The sequence below is a fragment of the Paraburkholderia dioscoreae genome, assembly GCF_902459535.1.
Classification (GTDB): domain Bacteria; phylum Pseudomonadota; class Gammaproteobacteria; order Burkholderiales; family Burkholderiaceae; genus Paraburkholderia; species Paraburkholderia dioscoreae.
The window spans coordinates 1037373-1060540 of sequence record NZ_LR699554.1; the positions used below are offsets into that span (position 1 = coordinate 1037373).

General features: G+C 62.0%; 21 protein-coding genes. 10 read left to right on the top strand and 11 right to left on the bottom strand.

The features are described from left to right. Positions 1-75: 75 nt before the first annotated feature. On the bottom strand, positions 76-984 hold the full coding sequence (locus PDMSB3_RS24845) for a LysR family transcriptional regulator (RefSeq protein WP_165188059.1): 909 nt from the start codon (positions 982-984) through the stop codon (positions 76-78). Between the two features lie 71 nt (positions 985-1055). Between PDMSB3_RS24845 and PDMSB3_RS24850 the strand changes: the two genes are divergently transcribed. Both PDMSB3_RS24850 and PDMSB3_RS24855 read left to right on the top strand, forming a co-directional pair. Next, positions 1056-1919, top strand: coding sequence for an NAD(P)H-dependent oxidoreductase (locus PDMSB3_RS24850; protein WP_165188061.1), 864 nt, complete (start codon positions 1056-1058; stop codon positions 1917-1919). A 133-nt stretch (positions 1920-2052) separates the two neighbouring features. Next, positions 2053-2904 (top strand): alpha/beta hydrolase, encoded by an 852-nt coding sequence (locus tag PDMSB3_RS24855; protein ID WP_165188064.1) that lies wholly within the window; start codon positions 2053-2055, stop codon positions 2902-2904. 69 nt (positions 2905-2973) lie between these two features. Here PDMSB3_RS24855 and PDMSB3_RS24860 read toward each other — a convergent pair whose 3' ends face one another. After that, positions 2974-4266 (bottom strand): aspartate carbamoyltransferase, encoded by a 1293-nt coding sequence (locus PDMSB3_RS24860; RefSeq protein WP_007176673.1) that lies wholly within the window; start codon positions 4264-4266, stop codon positions 2974-2976. 386 nt (positions 4267-4652) lie between these two features. Here PDMSB3_RS24860 and dapA point away from each other — a divergent pair, with 386 nt between their 5' ends. The 4 genes from dapA to PDMSB3_RS24880 all read left to right on the top strand — a co-directional run bounded on the left by dapA (position 4653) and on the right by PDMSB3_RS24880 (position 7858). Further along, a complete protein-coding gene (gene dapA, locus PDMSB3_RS24865) occupies positions 4653-5576 on the top strand; it encodes a 4-hydroxy-tetrahydrodipicolinate synthase (RefSeq protein WP_165188066.1) in 924 nt (307 codons plus the stop codon). Positions 5577-5918: 342 nt separating this feature from the next. Beyond that, positions 5919-6905: a M23 family metallopeptidase gene (locus PDMSB3_RS24870; RefSeq protein ID WP_165188068.1), complete on the top strand. Its 987-nt coding sequence runs from the start codon at positions 5919-5921 to the stop codon at positions 6903-6905. After that, entirely contained in the window at positions 6898-7296 is a 399-nt protein-coding gene (locus tag PDMSB3_RS24875; RefSeq protein ID WP_165188071.1) for a hypothetical protein, read from the top strand. Before PDMSB3_RS24870 ends, PDMSB3_RS24875 begins: the two co-directional genes overlap by 8 nt. Positions 7297-7423: 127 nt before the next feature. Further along, entirely contained in the window at positions 7424-7858 is a 435-nt protein-coding gene (locus PDMSB3_RS24880; protein WP_007176678.1) for a bactofilin family protein, read from the top strand. Between the two features lie 12 nt (positions 7859-7870). Here the strand turns inward: PDMSB3_RS24880 and PDMSB3_RS24885 are convergent, their stop codons facing one another. Together PDMSB3_RS24885 and PDMSB3_RS24890 are read right to left on the bottom strand one after the other, a co-directional pair. Next, positions 7871-8677, bottom strand: coding sequence for a hypothetical protein (locus PDMSB3_RS24885; RefSeq protein ID WP_007176679.1), 807 nt, complete (start codon positions 8675-8677; stop codon positions 7871-7873). Between the two features lie 110 nt (positions 8678-8787). After that, positions 8788-10857, bottom strand: coding sequence for a putative bifunctional diguanylate cyclase/phosphodiesterase (locus PDMSB3_RS24890; RefSeq protein WP_165188073.1), 2070 nt, complete (start codon positions 10855-10857; stop codon positions 8788-8790). A gap of 1209 nt (positions 10858-12066) precedes the next feature. Between PDMSB3_RS24890 and PDMSB3_RS24895 the strand changes: the two genes are divergently transcribed. Beyond that, the gene (locus PDMSB3_RS24895) at positions 12067-12246 is read left to right on the top strand and encodes a hypothetical protein (RefSeq protein WP_165187523.1); all 180 of its coding nucleotides are present in this window, start codon (positions 12067-12069) and stop codon (positions 12244-12246) included. Between the two features lie 463 nt (positions 12247-12709). Continuing rightward, a complete protein-coding gene (locus PDMSB3_RS24900) occupies positions 12710-14248 on the top strand; it encodes an EAL domain-containing protein (RefSeq protein ID WP_165188075.1) in 1539 nt (512 codons plus the stop codon). 114 nt (positions 14249-14362) lie between these two features. Here the strand turns inward: PDMSB3_RS24900 and PDMSB3_RS24905 are convergent, their stop codons facing one another. Both PDMSB3_RS24905 and PDMSB3_RS24910 read right to left on the bottom strand, forming a co-directional pair. Further along, entirely contained in the window at positions 14363-15469 is a 1107-nt protein-coding gene (locus PDMSB3_RS24905) for an AI-2E family transporter (protein ID WP_007176684.1), read from the bottom strand. After that, complete coding sequence (locus tag PDMSB3_RS24910) at positions 15466-18147, bottom strand: cation-translocating P-type ATPase (protein ID WP_007176685.1); 2682 nt, start codon at positions 18145-18147, stop codon at positions 15466-15468. The genes PDMSB3_RS24905 and PDMSB3_RS24910 overlap by 4 nt, the downstream gene beginning before the upstream one ends. A 12-nt stretch (positions 18148-18159) precedes the next feature. Here PDMSB3_RS24910 and PDMSB3_RS24915 point away from each other — a divergent pair, with 12 nt between their 5' ends. Next, positions 18160-18354 carry a hypothetical protein gene (locus tag PDMSB3_RS24915; protein WP_035516528.1) on the top strand — a complete coding sequence of 65 codons (195 nt, stop codon included), beginning with the start codon at positions 18160-18162 and terminating at the stop codon, positions 18352-18354. A gap of 193 nt (positions 18355-18547) precedes the next feature. On the opposite strand, the gene PDMSB3_RS24920 is transcribed toward PDMSB3_RS24915, so the two are convergent. Next, positions 18548-19510 carry a Tim44 domain-containing protein gene (locus PDMSB3_RS24920; protein ID WP_007176687.1) on the bottom strand — a complete coding sequence of 321 codons (963 nt, stop codon included), beginning with the start codon at positions 19508-19510 and terminating at the stop codon, positions 18548-18550. A gap of 79 nt (positions 19511-19589) precedes the next feature. After that, positions 19590-20084, bottom strand: a complete 495-nt coding sequence (locus PDMSB3_RS24925; RefSeq protein ID WP_007176688.1) for a CBS domain-containing protein — start codon at positions 20082-20084, stop codon at positions 19590-19592. A gap of 154 nt (positions 20085-20238) precedes the next feature. Between PDMSB3_RS24925 and nhaR the strand changes: the two genes are divergently transcribed. Then, a complete protein-coding gene (gene nhaR, locus PDMSB3_RS24930; protein WP_165188077.1) occupies positions 20239-21135 on the top strand; it encodes a transcriptional activator NhaR in 897 nt (298 codons plus the stop codon). A 188-nt stretch (positions 21136-21323) separates the two neighbouring features. Here the strand turns inward: nhaR and PDMSB3_RS24935 are convergent, their stop codons facing one another. From PDMSB3_RS24935 to PDMSB3_RS24945, 3 genes are all read right to left on the bottom strand, one after another. Then, positions 21324-21644, bottom strand: a complete 321-nt coding sequence (locus PDMSB3_RS24935; protein WP_007176690.1) for a hypothetical protein — start codon at positions 21642-21644, stop codon at positions 21324-21326. Between the two features lie 262 nt (positions 21645-21906). Then, positions 21907-22290, bottom strand: a complete 384-nt coding sequence (locus PDMSB3_RS24940) for a nuclear transport factor 2 family protein (RefSeq protein WP_007176691.1) — start codon at positions 22288-22290, stop codon at positions 21907-21909. Positions 22291-22500: 210 nt separating this feature from the next. Beyond that, positions 22501-22944: a thioesterase family protein gene (locus PDMSB3_RS24945; protein WP_007176692.1), complete on the bottom strand. Its 444-nt coding sequence runs from the start codon at positions 22942-22944 to the stop codon at positions 22501-22503. Positions 22945-23168 lie beyond the last annotated feature (224 nt).

Consider the following 23168-nt stretch of genomic DNA (forward strand, 5'->3'; position numbering starts at 1 on the left):
GCGCGCGAAGATTGGCGGCGACTCGAGACGGCCGGTGCTATCAGCGGTACTGGCTCCCGTCGCACGGAGCCGGTCTCACACCGAATTCGCGATGTACTCCCTGAGCCACTGATGCGCCGGGTCGCGATGCGAGCGTTCGTGCCAGAGCATCGCCATTTCGTAGCCCGGCAGCTCCACCGGCGGCTCGACCATCCGCAGCGCGCTGTTGGCGCGCGCGAGCCGCGCGGGCAGCATCCCCACCAGGTCGGTACTCTCCAGCACCGATGACATGAACAGAAAGTGCGGCACGGACAGCACGACCCGGCGTGTCAGGCCGGCCTGCGCGAGCACGTTGTCGGTCACGCCGATAAAGCCGCCGCCGTCCGGCGACACGATCACATGCTCGAGCTTGCAGAACTGCGCGAGCGTCGGCCGCCGTTTCAGGCGCGGATGACCGGCGCGGCCGACCAGCACGTAGCGCTCGGCAAACAGCAACCGGCGGCGCAAACCTTCGGGCGCCCCTTCGCTCGTATGAAAAGCGAGATCGATCTCTCCCTGTTCTGCCTGCCGCGCAATGCGTGGCGGAGCCGCTTCGACAATGGCGAGACGCGTGCCCGCCGCCGCGGCGCGCAAGCCGGCCAAAGAGGGCAGGATGATCGTCGATTCGGCGTAGTCGCTCGCGGCAATGCGCCATGTGTGATTTGCTTCGGCTGGATTGAACGGGCGGGTCGGCGCCACCGCGCGCTCCAGTGCCTGGAGGGCTTCGCGCAAGGCTTCGCGCAACGCTTCGGCGCGGGCGGTGGGCCGCATGCCGCGCGGTCCGGGCAGCAGCAACGGGTCGCCCAGGGCATCCCGCAGTTTGGCCAGATGCACGCTCACCGAGGGTTGGGAGAAGTTCAGCCGTTGCGCTGCGCGGGTCACATTGTGTTCCGACAGCAGCACGTCGAGCGTGACCAGCAGGTTGAGGTCCAACCCTCTCAGATTATTCATGGCTATACCTGACATATTGGGAATTCATTTCCAATATACCGGAGCAGGGTCTATCTTTGGTTTCTTTCAGTCACGAAGGCCCAGTCATGAACGTTCTTCTTGTTTACGCGCACCCGGAACCCAAATCGTTGAACGGATCCCTCAAGGACTTTACCGTCAAACGCCTTCAAGATGCCGGACACACGGTTCAGGTATCCGACCTGTACGCGATGAAGTGGAAAGCAGTGCTCGACGCGCACGACAGTCTCGCGAAAGAACCCGGCGAGCTTTTTTATCCGTCCCGCGACTCGAAGCATGCATTCGAGAATGGTCTGCAGAGCAAAGACATCGAGCTCGAGCAGGAGAAACTCTTGTGGGCAGATGCGGTCATTCTGCAGTTTCCGCTCTGGTGGTTCACCATGCCGGCCATCCTCAAGGGATGGGTGGAGCGCGTGTACGCCTATGGCTTTGCGTACGGTGTCGGAGAGCACTCCGATGCGCGCTGGGGCGAACGCTACGGCGAGGGTCGGCTCGCCGGAAAACGTGCAATGCTGGTGGTCACGACGGGTGGCTGGGAATCGCACTATAGCTCGCGAGGCATCAATGGTCCGATGGACGACGTGCTGTTCCCGATTCAGCACGGCATTCTGTATTACCCCGGCTTCGACGTGTTGCCGCCGTTCGTGATCTACCGGACGAGCCGTATCGATGAAACGAATTATCCCGCTGTGCAAGATGCGCTTGGTCAGCGTCTGGACAAACTCTGGACGACGGCGCCGATTCCGTTCCGGGCTCAGAACGGCGGCGCGTACACGATTCCGGAACTGACTTTGCGGGCCGATATTGCGCCGGATCAAGTCGGCTTCGGTGCGCATGTCGAGCAGGAGCGGGATGGGTACGCAGTAGGCTCTTCATACGGCGCAAGCGCGAGACTCCGCACCTCTGCATCACCCGTCGCCATCCCGGACTGACCGAAGCTGACGAGACCGTATGCCTGACTGAAATTTGGTTGTAAGTCGCCGTTGCTAGAGTCCTTGAAAGAATTTTGCCGCCGGATACCGGACAGTGTTCTTCGGACACCTAGATAGGGAAGAGCGACAAACCATGAACCAAGCTCGTGCGTTCTGGCTCATTCTGACGCTGCTTTTTACGGCGCCTGCCTGGGCATTTCAGTCCCGGGTCGTCACGATTCCAAGCGTCGCCATGCACAAGTCGCTCGAAGCGACGGTCGTGCTGCCCGACCAGTACGCGCGCGGGAAAGGGGTTGACCGCTTTCCCGTGGTCTATCTGTTGCATGGCTCGGGCGGCGACTATACCGACTGGACCTCGAATTCGCAGATCGGCAAGCTGGCCGACCGTTACCACGTGATACTCGTGATGCCCGACGGCGGCCACGAAAGCTGGTATATCGACAGCCCGGTCGATCCGCGCAGCCGTTACGAAACCTATGTGGGTACGGAGGTGGTGACGTATGTCGATGCGCATTTCCGCACGATCGCGGCGCGCCGCGGGCGCGCCATTACCGGCTTGAGCATGGGCGGATTCGGCGCCTTGCATATCGCGCTGGACCGGCCGGACGAGTTCGGTGCCGCAGGCAGTATCAGCGGCGCGGTGGATCCGCGAGGCTGTGAGGACGAGCCCGGCATCGACCAGGTATTCGGCGATCCGGCGCGGCATGCCGACTTCTGGAACAACGAGGCGATCGTCGAGAATGCGCGCAGCTTCGGCGCCGCGCATATCGCGCTCACGATCGACTGCGGGGTGAACGACTCGCTCGTGCAGTCGAACCGGACGCTGCACGAGCGTCTGGTCGAACTTGGCGTGCCGCACGATTACGCGGAACGGCCCGGCGGCCACACCTGGAAGTACTGGGCCAATGCGGTGCAGTATCAGGTGCTGTTTTTCGCCGGGGCGTTCAAGCGCAACGGGAGCGGCGCCACGAGCGCCACGGCTTGAGACCGTGCCGCGCTGTGGGGTGTGCTGTGGGGCGCGCTTTGATGCGGCTTCAGGCCGCCCGCTGATCCATCAATCGATTCCATGAAAAACCGCGTCGTCCGGACCGAGATAGACCGGCGGGCGCCACGCCGCATCGCGCATGGAATGCTGAACCAGTTTCTCCACGCCCAGCAGCACCGCGAAAATCGCCATGCGCACCGGAATGCCGTTGTCGGTCTGCCGGAAGATCGCCAGCCGTGAATCGTGGTTCAGGTCCACGCTCAGATCGTTCGCGCCTGGGCGGCTGTCGCGCGGCAGTGGGTGCATGATCAGCGTATCGACGCCGCACACGCTGTCCACCAGCGCCTGATTGATCTGGAAATCCGGCGTATAGCCTTCGAACGATTCGTCGGTAAAGCGCTCTTTCTGGATGCGCGTGGCGTACACCACGTCGGCGCCGCGCAGGCCGGTGGACAGATCGTGAGTCTGCTCGATCACGTGGTCGTTGCGCGAAATCTGCTCGATGATATAGCTCGGCATTTCGAGCATAGGCGGCGAGATCAGCGTGAACTTGATGCCGCGGTACAGCGCCAGCAGTTTGACCAGCGAGTGCACGGTGCGCCCGTACTTCAGGTCGCCGACCAGGGCGATATGGGCACCGTCGACGATTTTGCCGAGGCGCGAGAACTCACGCTGAATGGTGTACAGATCGAGCAGCGCCTGGCTCGGGTGTTCGCCCGGCCCGTCGCCGCCGTTGATCACGGGCACATTGGTCGCGCGCGCGAATTCGGCCACCGAGCCTTGCTCCGGATGGCGGATCACCAGGGCGTCCACATAGCCGCTCATCACGCGGCTGGTGTCGTAGATCGATTCGCCCTTGGCCATCGACGAAAACGTGAAACCGGTGGTGTCGCAAACCGAGCCGCCCAGCCGGCAGAACGCCGCGCCGAAGCTCACGCGGGTGCGCGTGCTCGCCTCGAAGAACAGATTGCCGAGCACAGCGCCTTCCAGCACGCGGGAGATTTTGCGGCGCCGGGCGATCGGCTGCATGATGTCGGCGACGCGGAAGAGCGCTTCCACCGAGTCGCGCGAGAATTGATCCACCGAGAGCAACTGCGGCTTGCCCTCGAAAAGCATTTGGCTCGCGAGCGACTGTGAGTCTACGCTTTGCGTATGTTTTTCGCCCGGCTCGCCGTGCACCACGATTTCCGACACGAAGCGCTCCACGATCTCCGGCATGGCCCGCGATTCCTGCGAGTCGTCCGGCAGGAGCCATGTATCGAGCGCCCGGCGCGACACGCCGATGCGGCTCGCGAACGTGTCGCGCGTCATGTTCAGGCGACGCATCGCGTCGCGTAAGAAGGCTTGTTGCGGGACGCTCATGGAGGCACCTGTCGGAAGGAGGGGATGGTGGGCGCGATGTACGCTTTGCGTATATTAATTTCCCCGCGCCAGAAGTCAAGCGATTTTCGCGACAGGCTTTGCCAGGCCGCGCCGGTCGCGGTTACACTGCGTCTCATGCACTCCGGCCCAACGTTCAGACTCCGCCCGTCGACCTTCACGCGTCTCGCCCATGCGAGCGTCGCGATCGCGCGCGCGAGTGATTCGAACGTCGGCGCCAAAGCCAAAAAACAGCCGCTCATCTGACCGGAGCACGCTGTTCCGTCAGATGCGACGGAACAGCCGGTCAACGCCCGCCTGGGCACTTTCCTGTCTTTCCTCCCTCGCACGCTGCACGGAATCGATACGGTCGTCATCGAGGTAAAGACATGTCTATTTTTTCGGGTATGTGGGTTCCGCTCATCACGCCGTTCGCCGACGGCGCCGTCGATCACGCCGCCTTGCGCGCACTGGTGCGCCGCTATGCCGGCGCGGGCATTGCCGGGCTGGTCGCGCTCGGCACCACCGGCGAACCGGCCGCGCTCAATGCCGCCGAGCAGGACGCCGTGCTGGCCACGATTCTCGACGAAGCGCAGGCCGCCGCTCGCCACCCGCATGATGCGCGGGCGCTGCCGGTGCTGGTCGGCGTGTCGGGCAATCACACGGCGAGCATGCGCGAGCGTATCGAGCAACTGAATCCGCTGCCGATCGCGGGCGTGCTGATGGCCGCGCCGTACTACATCCGGCCTTCGCAGGCCGGCATTGTCGAACACTTCACGGCGCTTGCCGATGCGAGCGCGAAGCCGGTCGTGCTGTACGACATTCCCTATCGAACCGGCGTGCGGCTCGAACTCGACACGCTGTTTGCGCTCGCCGCGCATCCACGGATTCAGGCGGTGAAGGATTGCGCCGGTTCGCTCGACATCACGCTCGCGCTGATTCGGGATGGCCGCCTGCAAGTGCTGGCCGGCGAGGACATCAATATTTTCAACACCTTGTGTCTGGGCGGCAGCGGGGCGATTGCGGCATCCGCGCATGTGCGGACCGAGCGCTTTGTCGCGCTATATCGCACGCTCGCGGCGGGGCGGCTCGACGAAGGCCGGCGCATTTTTCACGCGCTCGCGCCGCTGATCCAGACGCTGTTCGCCGAGCCGAATCCGGCGCCCGTCAAGGCACTGCTGGCCGCGCAAGGGTTGATACGCGACGAACTGCGCATGCCGATGACGCGTTCCGGCGGGGCGCTGCGCGAGCGGCTCGCCGCGTTGGCCGAACGGGAACGGAGCGAGGCGCAGGAGACCGAAGCATCGGTTTGAGCGGAGCGGCCGCTGCAGCGCCGCGTGCGGGTGATGGCGCGGCGTGCCGGTCACGGCGTGTCGCAGATATACATTACCCGGTCTCCTGGTATTTGAGATGATGCTTCGTGATGCCAGGTGATAATCGGCGCCCTCTGCCCATTATCGCGGCCGGCGTATATCCGGTCGATGCCGTATGCAGTCAGTCCCGATGGCCGATCTTCTGTTCCGCTCGCAATCGCGTGGTACGTGTCGCACATGGCGCACGTTTAGCGCGCTGAACGCGTTGTCCATTCCGAACACGCACTGCGCCATGTTCGGGCGAATGCGTTCAGCGAGCCCGTCGCGCGCGGGGTGCCGCTAATGGCTTCCGTGTTTCGCGCCGGTAATCGGCTTGCCAGCGGCTCGGTCGGCTTCGTCACGCGCCGCACTGCGTTGACGCTGGCTTTGAGCGCAGCCGGCGGCGCGTCTGCGCTCGCACTCGCCGCGGGCTTTGCGATCGGCTCGCACTGGCCGGTGCACGTTGCCGGGTCCGGCGAACCGGTGACGGCTCACGTCGAGCACGACTATGCGATCGATCAGCTCGGCAAGCTGAATGCTTCAGTGGCGCAGATCGAGCCGCGCATCGCGCGACTGACCGCGCAGGTCGGCGACTTACGCGATTTCGAAGCACGCCTGAACATGCCACGGCCGGCGCCGCGCGCGCCTGTCGTGCCTGCCTCGCCGGCTGCGGCGCCCGCCTCCGACACGGCCGCCACCGACAGCGAAGACGAAGGCGAGGGCGGCCCTTCGCTGCCGCCGCTTCGCTGCAGCGAACTCGCGCCGGCGCCGAGCCGCCATGCCGATGCCGAGCGCACCGCCCAGCAACTGGATTGCATTGCCGCGACGCTGTCGGCGCTCGAACAGCAGACCGCCGGGCACGCGGTCGCGTTCGCCGCCTTTCCCGGCCGCATGCCTGCCGACGGCGCACGCTTCGGCTCACCATTCGGTAATCGTATCGATCCGTTCACGCATCGTTTGAGCTTTCATCCGGGACTCGATCTGGTTGCGAAAACCGGCACGCCGATTCTCGCGGCGGCTGGTGGCCGCGTGGTCCTCGCCGGCGAGAAATCGGGGTATGGCAATGCGGTCGAAATCGATCACGGCAACGGCCTCATGACTCGCTATGGCCACGCGTCGCGCATTGTCGTGCATGTCGGCGATCTGGTGCTGCCGCGCCAATATATTGCCGATGTCGGCTCGACTGGCCGCTCCACCGGTCCGCATCTGCATTTCGAAGTGCTGGTCAACGGTGCGCCGGTCAATCCGGTTGCCTACCTCGCGCTTTTTTCGCCCGCGCCTCATGGCTGACCGACGTCTTCGGCGCAATGCGGGCAGCCTGACTCACCGCACCTATATGCTGCGGCCAGCGCGTTCGCTGGGTTTTCGCGTGATGGTGTGGGCCGTGGCATGCGTGCTGTGCGCTTGTGCGGGTGCGGCCGGCCTGGCGTTCTGGCACGCGAAGCGCGCGGACACGCCGCTCGCGCCATGCAACGCGGCGCCCGCCGACAGGAGCACCGAGCAGATCGAGTTGACGCGTGCGCGGCTCGCGTTGGCGGAAGAATCGGCGGCGCGCGCTGCGGTGCAGAAAACGGCGGACGGCGCCGCAGCCGAGGTTGCACGGCTCAACGCGGAGTTGCAATTTCTGCGCGGCCAGAGCAAGGGCCGGCCGTCGGCACAGACCGAAGCCGAGGGCCGCTGATCGTTCCTGGCCTACGCGAACCACCCACGTCACCTGGTCACGACAACCAGCAAACACACCAGCCACACCCGGTTCGACGCCGCGCCCGGCATTGCACGACGACCCTTTCCATTCACAAGAGATTGCTATGTTCAACAAGAAAAAAGCCGCGGGCATCCAGCAGACCAAGCTCGCCACCCTGGTCGCCCACGACGTGCGGATCACCGGCGACCTTCAGTTCAGCAACGGCCTGCGCATGGACGGCCACGTCACAGGCAACGTCAGCGGCGAGCCGGGCGGCCAGACGCTGCTCGTATTGAGCGATCGCGGTTCGATCGAAGGCAACGTGCACGGTTACGACGTGGTGGTCAACGGCAGGATCGTCGGCGACGTGATTGCCGATCACTTCGTCGAGTTGCAGAGCAATGCGCATGTGACGGGCAACATCTACTACCAGCAGTTGCGCATGGATTGCGGCGCCTCGGTGGACGGCAAGCTCACCAAACAGGACGTGGCGCAGGTGGCGACGCCGCATCTGGTGTCGGTGGCCGACAGCGCGTTCGACGAGCGCAAGGCCGGCTAGGCGGGCGGCGTATCAGACCGGCCCCGGCAGCGACTGGCGCTGCGCCGACGTGTCGTGGCCGAGCGCATCGCCGCGCGCGGGCCGCATATCGCGTTCCGCGCGCAGTGCCCGCGTTGTGGCGAGACGTTCCACGGCGCCGCGCTCCAGCGTGGCGAGCATGTTCATTTCGACCATCTGCAATTTGAAAGCGAGCACGATCAGGCCGCTCGCCAGCAGCAGGTCGCCCGCGAACACGACCGCGTAAAGCGCCGAGGTATGCTGCGGATTGCCGAGCAGCAGCGACAGATTGGTGCGATCGAGCAGCACGAGCAGGAGCGGCACGATTGCATTGAGCGTGGCGATCGTGCCGCCGATCATCGCGATCAGGCGAGCGGGCCCGAGCTGCGGACGGCGCCGGCGGCACACTTCATACAATGTGGCGGCGCGAAGCGGCAGAAAAAACAGCACGAGCAGGCCGGCGCGCAACATGAGCGGCACCTTGAACAGCAGGGCACAGGTGTACAGCGCGCAGAATACGGCTGTGCCGGCAAGCCCGGCGCGCCACGGCGCGCTCACGCCGAACAGCTTGCGCGTGCCGGCCCAGATCAGCAGGCGGCTTTGCAGCGCAAGCGTCGCGGTGGCGATCAGCAACACGTCGTAATTCCACCTGAAATGCAAGGCGAAGCAGGCCGAAGACGCAGCCAGCAGATAGAAGCCGACCGCCCAGAAGCGGAACGCGACGACGCGCGCGAACATATGCGACAGCGCAGTCGTAATAAGGGCGCAGCACAAAAACGTGATCAACCACAACGAAGTAAACGTCGCTACGTCGAATTTCATGAACTCTCCAACCCCAGAGCCGCCTGTTATTGTTCATTTGTAAATCGCGATCCGCCAAGGGGCGCGGTTAACGGCAATGCCGCGCTGCCCGCTTCAGAAGATCGCGACGCTCACGCAGCTACCATTCTCTCTCGCAGCAGGTTGCCGAAGTCGTCGGCGTTGAGCGGCTTGCCGAGCAGGAACCCCTGCATTTCATCGCACATCATGGTCCTGAGCATGTCGAGTTGCGATTCGGTTTCCACGCCCTCGGCTACCACATCCATTTCCAGCGAATGTGCGAGCGCGATGATCGCCGAAACGATCGCGCTGCCTTCCGGTCCATGCACGTCGAGACCGTTGGTGAAGAAGCGGTCGATCTTCAGTTGCTTCACGCGAAAGCGCTGCAGATAGGCGAGGCTCGAATAGCCGGTGCCGAAGTCGTCGATCGCGATCTCGAAGCCGCACGCCTGGAACTGGCGGATCATCTCGATGGTTTTGGGGGCGTCCTGCATCGCTACGGTTTCGGTGATCTCGAACATGATCTGCTCGCATTGCACGCCTTCGGCCTGGACGATCTCGAGCATGTTCGCGACGAGGTTCGGCTGCAGCATCTGGCGCGGCGACAGGTTGACCGCCACTTTCATCGACGGCAGGCCCTGAGAAATCCAGCGGCGAATCTGCCGGCACGTTTCGCGCACGACCCAATAGCCGATCTGCACGATCTGCCCCGAGCGCTCGGCGATCGGAATGAACTCGAGCGGCGCCAGATCGCCGAGTTGCGGGTGATGCAGACGGATCAGCGCTTCGGCTCCGGCCAGCGACTCGCCGCCGCCGTGAAACTTCGGCTGGAAGTGCAGCGAGAACTGACCGGCCGCGAGCGCGTCGTGCAACGCGTTCTGAATCTGCAGCGTGCGCATGGCCGCCTCGTTCATGCTGCGCTCGAAGAAGCGATAGGTGCTGCGGCCCGCACGTTTGGCTTCGTACATGGCGGCGTCCGCGTTTTTCAGCAGGCTGTCGACCGTGTCGCCGTCGTGCGGAAAGAGCGCGATGCCGATGCTCGGCATCACCTGGAGGGGCTGGGAGTCGGTCCACATGCCCATGCGCATCCGGTCGAGCACACCTTCGGCCAGCGCGCCGGCGTCTTCGCGCGAACCAAGATCTTCGGCCAGCACCACGAACTCGTCGCCGCCCAGTCGCGCCACGGTGTCGCTCGCGCGCACGCACAGCAGCAGGCGCTGTGCGAACGCGGTCAGCACCTGGTCGCCGACCGAGTGGCCGAGCGAATCATTGATCGTCTTGAAGCCGTCGAGGTCCATGAAGAGGACCGCGCACATGGAGCGCTGCCGCTGCGCGCGATGGATCGCGTGTTCGATCCGCTCGGTCAGCGTGCTGCGGTTCGGCAGACCGGTCAGACTGTCGAGCGTGGCGAGCCGCACGATCTGGCCGTTCAGGTTCGACACCGCGCCGACCAGAAAGGTGGTGCGCGCATCGAAACGAGACAGCATCAGCGTGACGATCAGAATGGCAAAGGTGAACAGGATCACCGAAGTCGCGAGCCACGTGGTGCTGACGCCGTTGGCCGCGCCGCATACGAGGCCGGGCGGAAACCCGGCGGCGGCCATGCCGGCGTAATGCATGCCGCTGATCGCGATGCCCATCGCCAGTGCCGAGGCCAGACGCTTGCGCACCACGTGGCGCGCGTCGTCGTCGCTGAGCGCGCGCGCCAGCCACAGCGCGGCGCTCGACGCGCCGATCGCGATCGCGAGCGAGCCGGCGAACCATGCCGGCTGATAAACGATGCCGGGCGTCATCTGCATCGCGGCCATGCCGACGTAGTGCATGCCGGCAATGCCGCATCCCATTACTACGCCGCCGGCCAGCAGGCGGCTTGCGGTCAGTTGTTCACGGGTCGTGATGTGCAGCGCCAGGTACGAAGCAGCGACCGCGAGTCCGAGCGAAGCGGCGGTCGTCGCGAAGTCGTAGCCGAGCGGAATCGGCAGAGAAAAGGCGAGCATCGCGATGAAGTGCATCGACCAGATGCCGACGCCGAGTGCCGCGGCGCCGCCCAGGCGCCAGACATGCCGCAGACGCGGCGATGCCAGCAGGAAAATGCGGCCGGTCAGATCGAGCGCTGTATACGACGCGAGCGTCGCGACGACGAATGAAATGGCTACCAGCCAAAGGTTGTATGAGCTCTGCATGTTTAGTCCAACCGCCGGAAGGGAAGCGGCTGAACTGGTTATCGACCGTTCGAGGGATTTATTTAATTAGTTTTCGATCCATTTCGGCGGCGCGTGCCGCTTGTGTCTGGCCGACACCTTCGTTGAGCCGGCCTGAACCCAGCCTCATTCACCCGAGGACGCCGCGTGGCGCAGCTTGGCAAAAAATGTGGTTTGCAAAGTCGGTCTTCTTGCGCGGAACCCATCCGAGTGCATATTCGGCCGAGGGTGGACATCAGGATGGCGGATTGCAGCGTTCGCAAGAATCCAGCCTGGGTCCGGCGGCAAGGGGAAACCGACACTTGTACATATCGACCACAAGCGACCGTTTGGAACGGGTGACTGAATAGTTGGCACTCCATCTCGTCTCGTGAACAACGCGTACGCCAAGCGACAATCCTCGGCGGCCTCATCGCCACGCCAGCTAGACGACACAAGGCAGCTTCAGCGGTTTGTTTCATATTATTTGTGTCGGAATGCCCGATTCTTATCCGGTCCGTAATTTTTACGTATGCCGAGTTTCAGCACGGCACTCATTTAAAGCGTACTGGCCGATAAATTTAATGGCATGGATTGCAGATGGTTACGGCGTAACCGATCCGGTTATCTTCAGGAACGTTCTCTGCTGCCGATAGACCTGTCACAGAAACGCGCCTGAATACCGTCATGGGTTAGCAGGAACAGGATCCACTGCCGGAGACGCTTCGTATGGGAATATCGAACGCAGAAAAGCAGCGCCGATTCAGGGCACGCAATCTCGGATCTGGTGGCAGCTACGAGCGGTTGACCGCGGTAATTCCGATCGCTACAAAACGACAGCTGGAAAGGCTCGCGAGCCATTACAGCTGTACGTTGGCGGGGATGATCGGGATGCTGGTTCATGAGCGGACGCTAAGTCTGCTGAATTCCTTGAGCGAAGTCGAGCAGGAGGAATTTTACAGTGAAACCCCGGTTCATCAGCGTCGGGAAAGCGACCAATCGCTATGTGACACAAACAATTGTTGTGATTGCAATGACAAATCGTAAAGAAATTGAGCTGTATCGATCTCAACGGAAAGCGTCTAAATCGATCGAATTTCTTATCCTGATGTTCGTAAAAAGCGCCGAAAAATATTGCCTAATTGTGGAAACATTTTGATATTTGTCTACGATAAATCTCTTCACACGACGGCTCGCGCTCTTGCTCTATCCGTGAAGACGATGCGAAAAATACAGCAAAAGAATGACGCGGCCGACTTCCCGGTCGGCACCGCTGAGTGGCAGGCCGCGATGGAGGAATTTGGCCGCGACATCATTACTGCGCTTGCTGAAAGTGCCGCGAACATGGTCGCCGATTGTGATCTGGTCTCGCAAATCGCACGGCAAGAGTAAGCGAACGTGCCCGGCCGTCCGATGAAATGTCTCCGCACTATCCCGCGCATCTGCCGGGAGCCGGCGCACGATCGTAGTCGCGCCTTCATCGCTGGCGTAGTCCCGGCGCGGACGAAAGCGCCTTCTTTACTGAATGGGCCTGGATCAAGGTGCTTCGGCCGCGCTTGCCGCCGTAGCCGAAGCGTGGGGCCTAAGTCCGCTACGGTCGATCCCGCGCGCGGCCCATGATCTATCGGAAGCCGGCCGTTCACGCGCTGTGCTTCCCGGGTCGCGGATATCGCAATTCCTCCAACGGACGCTCATATCACACGGCATAAGACATTGTGCCGGTCCATCGAGCCGCCGGATTCTTGACGCCGGTGCGCAAACGATTGCGTGGCGTCGTGAAAATGCATTGCCTGGAAGGCGCGAACTTCACAGAGCTGCAATACACAACAACCGATCAAAAGGGCTGAGTTGTACTATGAAAGGGGAATCGGAATCATTTTGGGCGAAGTTTGCCGATCCGGCGGTGCCGGAACTTCAGAGGGGACGAACGCAGTGGTTGCTGCCGGTTGCTTTGACGGTAGTCCTAACGATGACGGGCGCTCATGCGCAGGAGCATCGAGCGCTTATATCCGACACCGCTACCTCATTGCAGTCCGCGCAATCCGATCAATCGGACACCGATTGCATGAGCCCTCCTCTGGCCCTCATCCCGGCAACGCTCGCTGGGGCGACCGCAACTCCAATGAAGCTTGTCGATGGCGCACGGTTGGCATGCAGTTTTTCCGCTGACGTGCCAAAGCCCGAGGCCGGCGTTCGACGTTCGTCACCAGGTCGTGCGACCGATGTCCCGCAGCCCGTTACGGGTCCGGTGGAGGATTCCGCCGACGCTGAGTTGGCGTATATGAGCGGCTTGCCGTCGGTAGCCTCTGGTCCCGCGTTCACCGGTCTTGTGCCGGAAACTTCGAGTTCTTCTCCGCCCGAAGAAGACCTGGATCTGACGGGGCCGACTGGATGCGAACGCGGCCAGGCTTGCGAAGGCGGAGCCGCGCCTGGCGAGGCGAGCGAATCGGCGCAGCCGGAGCCCGAGCCGGATGTGCGCCCGGTTGCAGGCGCCCGAACACGCGTAAGTCGCCGCCTGTTGGTGGGACTAGCGGCCTGGCTGGCTTTATGGCTGATGACATGCCTGCTTATCCACTGTGCGTGGATGTTCTACAAACGACACCTGACACCCGACGCGAAGCTCATTCGCGCTGCTAAAGCGGGGATAAAGAGGGGAGAGTTCCGGGTGGAATACCAGCCGCTGGTCAGCCTGAGCGAGGGGCGCTGTGTCGGGGTCGATGCGTTGATACGATGGGACAATGTGGAGTACGGGCAGTTGGGCCCCCATCACTACATGAGTCGTATCGAGCAGCGTTCGTTCATCGGGCCCGTTACGCGTTTCATTCTTTCGACGGCGGTCCGCGAACTCGGACCGCTGGTGGCTTCGAGATCCCTGTACATCGGAATCAAGGTTGCCGCGAGGCATGTCGAGAGTCCGACGTTCGTATCGGACGTGATCGGCTCGGCTGAATCGATCCTTTCCCGCCTGGTGTTGCATCTGCCTGAAGAACACTGTGCCAGACCGACAAAAGGCGTTCTCGATGCCGTCACCATGTTGAGAGCGCGGGGAGTGAGATTGGCGATGTCAGGTGCAACCAGTGTCGAGATGTACAGCACGCTTCACGAAGCGTTTCATTTCGATCTGTTGAAGATCGATCGGCGGATCCTTGCGCTCGACGACGGCGAACGCCGGCAACGGTTGGCGGCTTTAGTCGACGCGGCTCGGGAGTTGGGCTCGATTGTGGTTGCCGAGGGAGTCGAGAGTGCCAGCCACCATAGGGTGGTCAGCCGGTCCGGAGCTGAAATCGGTCAGGGGTTTTTCTACGGACGCACAATGATCTTGAGCCTCCTCGTGACGTTCCTCAACGCTGGCGGAAACTCTTTACGTGGGAAAAAAGTGCGCCTGTGGCAATGATTGCGCATCTGGCCGGCTACATTACCACGCAGCGGGCACCGCATGCCCGTCAGGCAGATAATCAGCGTCGGCGGTGCCGGTTCGCCCCGCGCGGCACGGAACTGCAACCCGGACTCAAGTCCGGCGCGTCAACGACGACGGCTGATCTGCACTATCCACGGAGCCTGTTTCAGGCTCGCTCGTGCACCATTCCCGCCACAACGCGAGCAGGATGGCAACCACGACCGGCCCGACGAACAGCCCGATAAACCCGAATGCGCCGATGCCGCCCAGTACGCCGAATAGGACGAGCAGAAAGGGAACACGCACGGCATTGCTGATAACCACGGGCCGTATCAGGTTGTCGACCCAGCTCACCACCAGCGCGCCCCATAACAGAAGTCCCACGCCGGCGAACGTGTTGCCGTTTGCGATCAGTCCGATGCCTACGGGTATCCAGACGAACGGTGTGCCGAACGGAATCAACGCAGCCAGCGTCGTGATGATCGTCAGGAGCAGCGGCGCCTCGACACCCGCCGCCCAATAACCCAACCCGGCAAGCGCGCCTTGCACTATCGCGGTGAGGGCGAGTCCATAGACGACCGAACGCGTGACGCCGCCGATCGCGCTCAGGTAGCCATCGAGCCGATCTCCCAGAACCGGCCGCATCACACGTTGAACCTGCCTGAGCAGGGTGTGTCCGTCGCGATACGCGAAGAACAGGGTCAGGGTGGCGAAACCAAGTTTGATCGCATTACGCCCAACGCTGCCGACCATTGATGCGAGTTCGCCGATCCAGCGGTCGCCCGACTGCGTGATATAGGCATGCAGTCTTTGAGGGTCATCCGCGAATTCGCTGACAAGCTGCTGTAGCGCATGTCCTAGCCACGGAATGCGCGCGATGAAATCCGGAATGCGAAGCGGGCCGGACGCCGCGTATTCGGCAACGTTGCGGTAGAGTGCCAGGAACTCGCGAAAGACGGGCGAAATCAGCGACGCGATCGGAATAAATGCAATCATTCCGACCAGCAGCGTCATCAACAGAGCGCTTATCCATGCGCGGCCTCTTATCAAGGCATGGAGCCGGCAGTACAACGGCCAGGTTACATACGCGATGATGAGCGCCCACGCGACAGGTATGACGAACGGCCAAAGAACGACGTAACCAAGCACCAGGATTGCGGCGAGCAACACGGCCTGGATAACACGCTTGCGGTCCGGCATGGTCGGATTGTGCTTCATTGGCGAGGATTGCTTGCGGTTGCGGATACGCCGGCTGACCGGTGACGGATGAACCACTTTTCCGCTTCCACCAGAACGAAAACCAGCGCGGACACGAAGAGGCAAAAGCCGAGTTCCTGCGCGTTCAGCGGCGCGGTGTCGAGTATGTTGTTGAGCGCGGGAACGTAGATCGCGGCGAGCTGCAACGCGATAGTCAGCGCAACCGCAGCAGCCAGCGGGCGGTTCGACAGCAAACCCTGGGTGAAGATCGACGTTTGCTCGGAACGGATGGCGAGCACATGTCCCATCTGGGACAAGGCCAGCACGGTGAAGGTCATGGTGCGCCAGTGTGCGTCGTCGAGCCCCATCGCAATCCACTGTGTGCCCATCGTTACGGCTGCTATTACGATGCCGATCCGCACCACGTATTGCCATAGTCCATGTGCGAACAGACTGTCGTCGGGAGGCCTGGGCGGCCGTTGCATGATGGTTGGTTCGCCAGGCTCAGCTGCCAGTGCAAGCCCCGGCAGGCCATCGGTCAGCAAGTTGATCCACAAGATCTGGATCGGCAGCAGGGGGATCGGAAGACCGAAAAGCGGTGCAAGCGCGATGGCGCAAAGTTCCGCCAGGTTGCCGGTCAATACGTAACGGATGAATTTGCGAACGTTGTCATAAACCCTTCGGCCTTCCCGGACTGCCGCGACTATCGTCGCGAAATTGTCGTCGAGCAGGACCACGCTGGCCGCTTCGCGCGCGACGTCAGTGCCGGCTTTGCCCATTGCCACGCCGATGTTTGCCGCCGCAAGGGCAGGTGCATCGTTGACACCGTCGCCGGTCATCGCAACGTAGTGCCCGGTCGACTGCATTGCTTTCACGATGCGGATCTTCTGCGAGGGATCCACCCTTGCGTAGACGCGGATGCGCTGTGTCGCTTCGAGCAGTGCCTCGTCGGACAGGCTGCTCAGCGCGTAGCCGGTCATGACCTGCCTTTCATCGGTAGCAATGCCGACTATTCTGGCAATCGCCAACGCGGTGACCGGGTGGTCGCCCGTAATCATCACCGGGGTGATGCCGGCCTCCCTGCACAATGCGACAGCACCTGCGGCCTCGGGGCGAGGCGGATCGAGCATGCCGATAAAGCCGAGTAACGTCAGGTCGCACTCGAGTTCGTCGATGCCGGCGGGTGGCATGTGCGGCCAGCGGCGCGCTGCCACAGCCAGCACGCGCAGTCCGTCCGCCGCCATCGCACCCGCCATCGACGTCAAGGTGGCCGCGTCGAACGGCGTGCCGTCCTGTCCGATAACCGATGTACACCGTTCAATCACGGTTTCAGGCGCACCCTTGGTATAGGCGATAAACGAGTCTTCAACCCGATGCACGGTGGTCATGCGTTTTCGTACGGAATCAAACGGCATTTCCGTGCAGCGCGGCGTCGATTTGTCGAGAGCGGAACGATCGACGCCGGCGTCCGCCGCGACCTGCCACAGTGCCACTTCAGTGGGATCGCCGGTCAGCTTGCCGGATGCGTCGTGCGCCGCGTCGTTGCACAGCGAAACGGCCCGCAGCAACTGCCCGGTGATATCGTCGATGCTCATGCTCGCGGCTTGCAACCGCCGCATCCCCGCCGGACATACTTCAACCACGCGCATTTCATTGAGCGTCAGCGTGCCGGTCTTGTCTGTGCAGATGAAACTCACGGAGCCGAGCGTCTCCACGGCAGGAAGGCGCCGGACCAGCGCCGCGCGCTGCGCCATGCTGCGTGCACCGAGGGCCAGCATCATCGTGACAACCGCGGGCAATGCTTCTGGAATGGCGGCGACGGCAAGGCTCAGTGCGGTGAGCAACATGAGTATCGGTGGCTCGCCGCTCGATACGCCGAACACGAATATCAGCACGCAGAATGCGAGAATGGCTATGGCGAGTTGCTTGCCGAATCGACTCAGCCGCCGTTGCAGCGGAGTCTGTAGGGCGGGAGCCGACTCCAGCAGGGCGGCGATCTTGCCGAGTTCCGTATTCATCCCCGTTGCGACTGCCACGCCGCGAGCCCGCCCATAGGTCACGATGGTGCCCTTGTAGACCATGTTGGTCCGGTCGGCGATGGGGAGCGTCGCATCGCCCGTTAGCGGCAGCGGATGCTTGTCGACGGGGGCGGCCTCGCCCGTCAGCGTTGCTTCGCTGACTCTTAACTGCGGAGCCTCGATCACTCGCAGGTCGGCGGGAACGGCGCCGCCTGCTTCGAGAAGGACGATATCTCCGGGAACGACTTCGGCGGCGGTAATCGTCAATGGACGTCCGTCGCGGACGACCGACGCGTGAAACGCGGCCAGTCGCTTGAGTTCCGCCATAGCGTGTTCGGCGCGAAAGTCCTGAAAAAAGCCAATCGTTCCGTTCAGTACGACGATCGCGACGATCACGAGCGCATCTTCAAGGTCGCCGACGACTCCCGACACGATGGCAGCGGCGAGCAGAACGAGGATCATGAAATCCTTGAATTGCTCGATCAGCATCGTGGCGATCCGGCGCCGTTCCGTTTCGATGATTTCGTTACGTCCGTAGACCGTGCGCCGACGCGCCACCTCGTCGGCGTCGAGTCCCCTTATCGCGTCGGTGCCGAAGCATTCAATCGTGGACTCAGCGGTCTCCGCATGCCAGGCGCGGTGCTCAGGTAGTGCGCGATGCTGCATGTCTCGAGGATTCATGCCGGAACCTGTGTGCTGATCGAATGGCGCTTTTCTTCGTCCCGACCGCCGGCATTGCAAATCGCAGTCTGCGGCGGTGACTTTGGAATCAGCATCGTCGTCGTGGGCCTGCGCGGCCTTGACACAGGTCAATCAGAAAGTGAAGGTGGTGCGCTGAGCCGTGTTTCTGGCGTCAATTTCAAAACCATGTGCTTCTACGCGCTGTGAGACAGAACCACGTCGTTAGGCGACGGGCCGTGTAGGAGGCTATCCGCGCCGTGCCAGCGGCGACCTTTAGCATGTACTGCTGGCTGTTTTGCGCTCTTTCGCAAACTCGAGCACGAGAACGGTTGTGAGGTCGAAGCGATACTCGATATGACAACCGGCAGCAAGCCGCTGCCGGTTGTCCAATGGCGCTCCTTTAACGGTCGATCTGCTGGATGCCCGCCAGTCGCCACCCTTCGTCGCCATGTACGCTCCTGACCATGTTCCAGATTTCCTGGAACGGCTGGGCGATCTGCGCGTCGTCTTCGCGCATCTGACCGTAAAAGCGCACGCTGACCAGCGTTTCATCTGCGTTGCTTTCCGTGCCCAGCACTTCGGCATCGAGTTGCGTCACGTCCGTACGGCTCGGCTCGTGGCCCCGGTGTTCGAGATCCTGCTTGAGTCGCATAAACATCTCCGGCGTTGTCAGCTCGAACAGATCGCCTTGCTCATTGCGGTCCCACGCGCCTTGAAGACGCATGAACATGGCCTTCGCCGAGACCAGAAACGCGGCCTGATCCGCGAGCGCGGGTTCCGGCGCCTTGACGCTGCCCGCCGCTCCGGTCGTACCCATCGCTGCGCGCGGCCAGTCGCGGAGATTCGTGTCAGGCCGCGCTTCGCGGACCTGATTCAGAAACGGCGAGCCGTTCGTTTGCTGCCGGTTTGCCGAACCGTGTCCATAAGCGAGATCCGGACGACGACGGTTGGCGATGAAGCGGAACAGCATCACGCCGGCGACAACCACCAGGCCGATCAGCAATGCATTGGACAGCATTTGCGCCAGCCCTTCGGCCAGACCGAACGATGAGAGCAACGCCGCGATGCCGAGTCCGGCGGCGAGTCCGGCGAGCGGGCCCATCCAGCGGCTGGCGCCGGAGGCCGCGGGCGCCTGCGCTGTCTGCTGGGCCGGTTGGGCCTGCTGGCTTCGTTGTCCTTGCCCGGTGGGCGACGCCGCCTGCGACTGCCGCCCGATGCTCTGGCTGCCGCCGACGCGCTTCGCTTCGGCGTCGTTCGAGGCCACGGCGCCGAGGGCAAGCAGTCCGGCCAGACCGAGCGCCGCTGTCCCGCGCGTGATCGCGCCGGCAGCACTTCGAAGTCGATTGATGATCTGCGTGTACATATGAAGCCTCTTTCGGTAAGCAAGGGGACTGTCCGCCTAGTGCGATTCAGGTCGCGCGAAAACATTACGAACGGTAATATTATTGGCTGGTCAAACTTGCTGTCCGTCGCGCTTGCAATCCGCTCTGGACAGCCTGAAAACCGTTGCCGTGGATATAGTGCTCAAGCTGCTGGATGGTCTGTTCCTGCTCGACAATCAGGTTCTGAACGAGGTCGCCGATCGACACCATTCCGATCACTTGTCCTGCGGTAATGACAGGCAGATAGCGGATCCGGTACTCCGTCATGAGAGCCATGCATTCTTCGGTTGTCTGGTCCGGGCTGACGTAGCGCACAGCCGTCGACATGATGTCGCGCACAGGCGTATGCCGCGACGAGCGGTCCATCAGCACGATTTTTCGTGCGTAGTCACGCTCCGTTACGATGCCGGCGATACGTCCCTCATGTGCGACGATCAGTGCGCCCACCCGCCGGTGCGCCATGACCGCTATCGCGTCGTAAACCGAAGCGCAGGCCTGAGTCGACCACACCCTCTGGGACGCTTTTGAACGCAGGAGTTGCGCAACGGATGCCATATGTCACCTCTCTCAGTGGTCGTTAGCCGCCCGCTGGCGCCTAAGTACGAGGTTTCAATGTAACTGAACGTGATGAAGCGTAAAATGCGTATTTTCGATGTGAATACTTCGAGAAAACCGTAGTGTCTATGGTTTGACGGAGGAGGGAGAGGGCGTGAACTTCAAGCATCTGCATTACTTCTGGGTTGCGGCACACGCGGGAGGAATCGTGAGGGCCGGCGAGCAGTTGCACATCTCGCCGCAAACGCTCAGCGGGCAGATCAAACTGCTGGAAGAAGCGCTGGATAAAAAGCTGTTCAGGAAAAACGGGCGAACGATCGAACTCACCGACGCTGGCCGCCTGGCGCTCGATTACGCCGATGAAATATTCTCGCTAGGCTCGGAGCTGGAAAGCGCCGTGCGGCGCGAGAGCGAAGCCGGCGCGCAAACGCGGTTCCGCGTTGGGATCGCGGATTCGGTACCCAAGGCGATCGCGTACCGGCTACTGGAACCGGCGCTGAGTGCTTCCATGTCGCTGCGTATGATCTGTCACGAAGGCAAACTGCATGCGCTGCTCGCGCAACTGGCCGTACACCGGCTCGATCTGATCATCGCCGACGCCCCCATTCCCGCCGACGTCAACATCAAGGCGTTCAATCACCGGCTCGGCCGTTCTACGCTTAGCTGTTTTGGTGCGCAGGCGCTGATTCAAAGCGGGAAGAAACGCTTCCCGCTGTCGCTCGGCCAGTTGCCGGTGTTGCTGCCCGGCACGGAATCCGCAGTGCGACGCAAGCTGGATCACTGGCTCGCGTCGCATGCCATTTCGCCGCGCATCGTCGGGGAGTTCGACGACGGGGCCATGACCCTGGCGTTCGGCCGGGAAGGCCGCGGGTTGCTGTTCGCGCCGACGGTGCTGGAAAACCAGTTACAGGCCGAGCACAACCTGACGATAGTCGGGCAGATCAATTCCATCGTGGAGGAATTCTTCGCAATCTCGATCGAGCGCCGAATCAGTCACCCGGCTGTCGCGGTGATCATGGACGCGGCGCGTAGTGAATTGTTCAATGGCTAGATGAGAGTTGGCTCGGATCGGGAGCAGTGAAGCGCGATGATGGGGAAGCCCGGCATCGCCCGCCGTATCAACTAGCGCTTGCCAGCCGCGAAACTGGGGCGGAGGTCGCAGTTTCGCTTGCGCCCCATGCGATTGAAGCATGTTCGCTTTGCGCTTTATTCGCGGCTGGTTGTCATTTTTAGCAGCTGTTATTGGCCAGCAGCCGGCGACACTACGCTCGGGGTCGCCAGCGTGTTGTTGCTCTTCGGAGCGCTCGTGCCGGATGTCGAACTGCTGTTCGTGCCACTCGGCAGACCTGAGTTCGGCGGCCTGTTGGCCGTACCGCTGTCCGAACGAGTAGCGCCCGGTGTGCCGTAGCCACCAGTTGCACCGTTCGCCTGATTCGCCGGGCTGGCCGTGCTGCCTGCCGAACCGCTGCCGCTCGAACCTCCGGCCGTTTGTGCATAAGCGCCGCCCGACAGCGTAAGTGCGGCGAGGGCCGCGATTAATGTGCTGGTTACCTTGCTCATGATCCATCCCTCCTTTGATCGGACTGGAATATAGACGCAGACGATCGCCGCCTGCTTGATCACGAGTGCAGCAATGACCGTGCCGCGGGCTCGTACTCGTGGCGAAACGATGTGCATTGCAGCAAGCGGCTGTCGTCTGAGCCAGTCAGACGCGCCACGCCGTTCAGCCCGCCGCTGCGTGCACAGTCGCCGCCACACCGACCCTTACTTTCGGAAAGCAAGCCGCGTCCAGCTAACTTGCATGTTTCGCCGCAATTGGTTGTCACCCAATCCGTTGAACCCATTGACTCCGCCAACTCGGCGCTTCAAAGGGATCCGAAAAATACTGGGTCTCGTGAACGACCTTGCCGTTGCGGAATTCCATAATACTGACCGTGTAAGCCGGTCGCCCGTTATAGGTGATGGAGTATTCAGTGATCCAAAGATTACCTTCTCCTTGAATTCGCCTGACATCGAACCCTGCTGGCTTGCCTGGATGATGACTCCGCAGTGCCTGCAAATTCATTCGCCCGAGAATTCGTTCACCCGACTGGGGATAGTCACAGATGGCATCATCATCGTAAATATCGTGTTCCGCGTCGAAGTCGCCGGCCGCCGACGCTTGCCAGTGCGCATTCAGGGCTTCACGTATCTTTTCTCTCTGCATGGCGTGCCTCCGCATACCGTTTACGTTCGTCTATTGCGTGCGTCATGGAATGAACACGAGGCTGCCCGTCTTGACGATTTCGGGACTCCACGAAGCATGCGCTCAATGAGTGCTTTTACCGCGCCAGGTAGCAGTCTAATCTTCATCGCGACAGGCAGTTGCCAGCAAGGGACGACTTCGCGAATTGCCTATGCTCAGACGTCGGAAACGTCAGTCGACGGCGTTGACGTTCGGAAACTTGTTACGGAACGCCTGCGGCATCGGCACGACTTTTTTCGTCTCGTAGTTGAAGAACACGAAACCCGATTTCGCCATTGCGACAAGCGTGCCATCTGCCGGCCGCGTAATGCGGAAGATGATGTCGCCGCCATATTTGTTGAAATCCATGATGCCGACTTCGAAGCACAACTGGTCCCGCGCGTAAGCTTCAGCGCGATAGGTCGTGGCGAGATCGGTCACGATGATGCTCGTGTGCACGTCTTTCATGTCCTCGATACCCGCGTCGAACAGGAAGCGTGCGCGGGCCTCGGAAATCATCGAGATCATCGAATCGTTTGCGAGGTGGTTCGCGCCATTGATGTCGGTGACGCGCACTGTGAGATGCGTCGAATAGTAAAACTGGTCTTCGGGAAACTGCAATTGAATGCGGGCCATGACGTGAAAATTGTGGGTTGGAAGAGGTGGGCGCGCTTAAGCGCTGACGCCCGATTCTAGCCGTTCGATGTGCGGGGCGTGTGTAGAACCCAATACGCTGATCGTATGCAGATGATCATGTCGGCTGTACCGGGCACGCATGATTGGCGCTGCCCGACTTTGGCGGACCTCCGGTTCCGCGGATAGCGGCCCGTCAAAATCCTCTTGCGAGTCCCCGTTGTAAG

Coding starts and splice junctions, on each gene's coding strand:
- PDMSB3_RS24900 (WP_165188075.1), top strand. CDS start 12,710: ATGAAAGGGGAATCGGAATCATTTTGGGCGAAGTTTGCCGATCCGGCG.
- PDMSB3_RS24910 (WP_007176685.1), bottom strand. CDS start 18,147: ATGAATCCTCGAGACATGCAGCATCGCGCACTACCTGAGCACCGCGCC.
- PDMSB3_RS24920 (WP_007176687.1), bottom strand. CDS start 19,510: ATGTACACGCAGATCATCAATCGACTTCGAAGTGCTGCCGGCGCGATC.
- PDMSB3_RS24925 (WP_007176688.1), bottom strand. CDS start 20,084: ATGGCATCCGTTGCGCAACTCCTGCGTTCAAAAGCGTCCCAGAGGGTG.
- PDMSB3_RS24870 (WP_165188068.1), top strand. CDS start 5,919: ATGGCTTCCGTGTTTCGCGCCGGTAATCGGCTTGCCAGCGGCTCGGTC.
- PDMSB3_RS24860 (WP_007176673.1), bottom strand. CDS start 4,266: ATGAGCGTCCCGCAACAAGCCTTCTTACGCGACGCGATGCGTCGCCTG.
- PDMSB3_RS24850 (WP_165188061.1), top strand. CDS start 1,056: ATGAACGTTCTTCTTGTTTACGCGCACCCGGAACCCAAATCGTTGAAC.
- PDMSB3_RS24885 (WP_007176679.1), bottom strand. CDS start 8,677: ATGAAATTCGACGTAGCGACGTTTACTTCGTTGTGGTTGATCACGTTT.
- PDMSB3_RS24890 (WP_165188073.1), bottom strand. CDS start 10,857: ATGCAGAGCTCATACAACCTTTGGCTGGTAGCCATTTCATTCGTCGTC.
- PDMSB3_RS24880 (WP_007176678.1), top strand. CDS start 7,424: ATGTTCAACAAGAAAAAAGCCGCGGGCATCCAGCAGACCAAGCTCGCC.
- PDMSB3_RS24855 (WP_165188064.1), top strand. CDS start 2,053: ATGAACCAAGCTCGTGCGTTCTGGCTCATTCTGACGCTGCTTTTTACG.
- PDMSB3_RS24905 (WP_007176684.1), bottom strand. CDS start 15,469: ATGAAGCACAATCCGACCATGCCGGACCGCAAGCGTGTTATCCAGGCC.
- PDMSB3_RS24845 (WP_165188059.1), bottom strand. CDS start 984: ATGTCAGGTATAGCCATGAATAATCTGAGAGGGTTGGACCTCAACCTG.
- dapA (WP_165188066.1), top strand. CDS start 4,653: ATGTCTATTTTTTCGGGTATGTGGGTTCCGCTCATCACGCCGTTCGCC.
- PDMSB3_RS24940 (WP_007176691.1), bottom strand. CDS start 22,290: ATGCAGAGAGAAAAGATACGTGAAGCCCTGAATGCGCACTGGCAAGCG.
- PDMSB3_RS24875 (WP_165188071.1), top strand. CDS start 6,898: ATGGCTGACCGACGTCTTCGGCGCAATGCGGGCAGCCTGACTCACCGC.
- PDMSB3_RS24935 (WP_007176690.1), bottom strand. CDS start 21,644: ATGAGCAAGGTAACCAGCACATTAATCGCGGCCCTCGCCGCACTTACG.
- PDMSB3_RS24945 (WP_007176692.1), bottom strand. CDS start 22,944: ATGGCCCGCATTCAATTGCAGTTTCCCGAAGACCAGTTTTACTATTCG.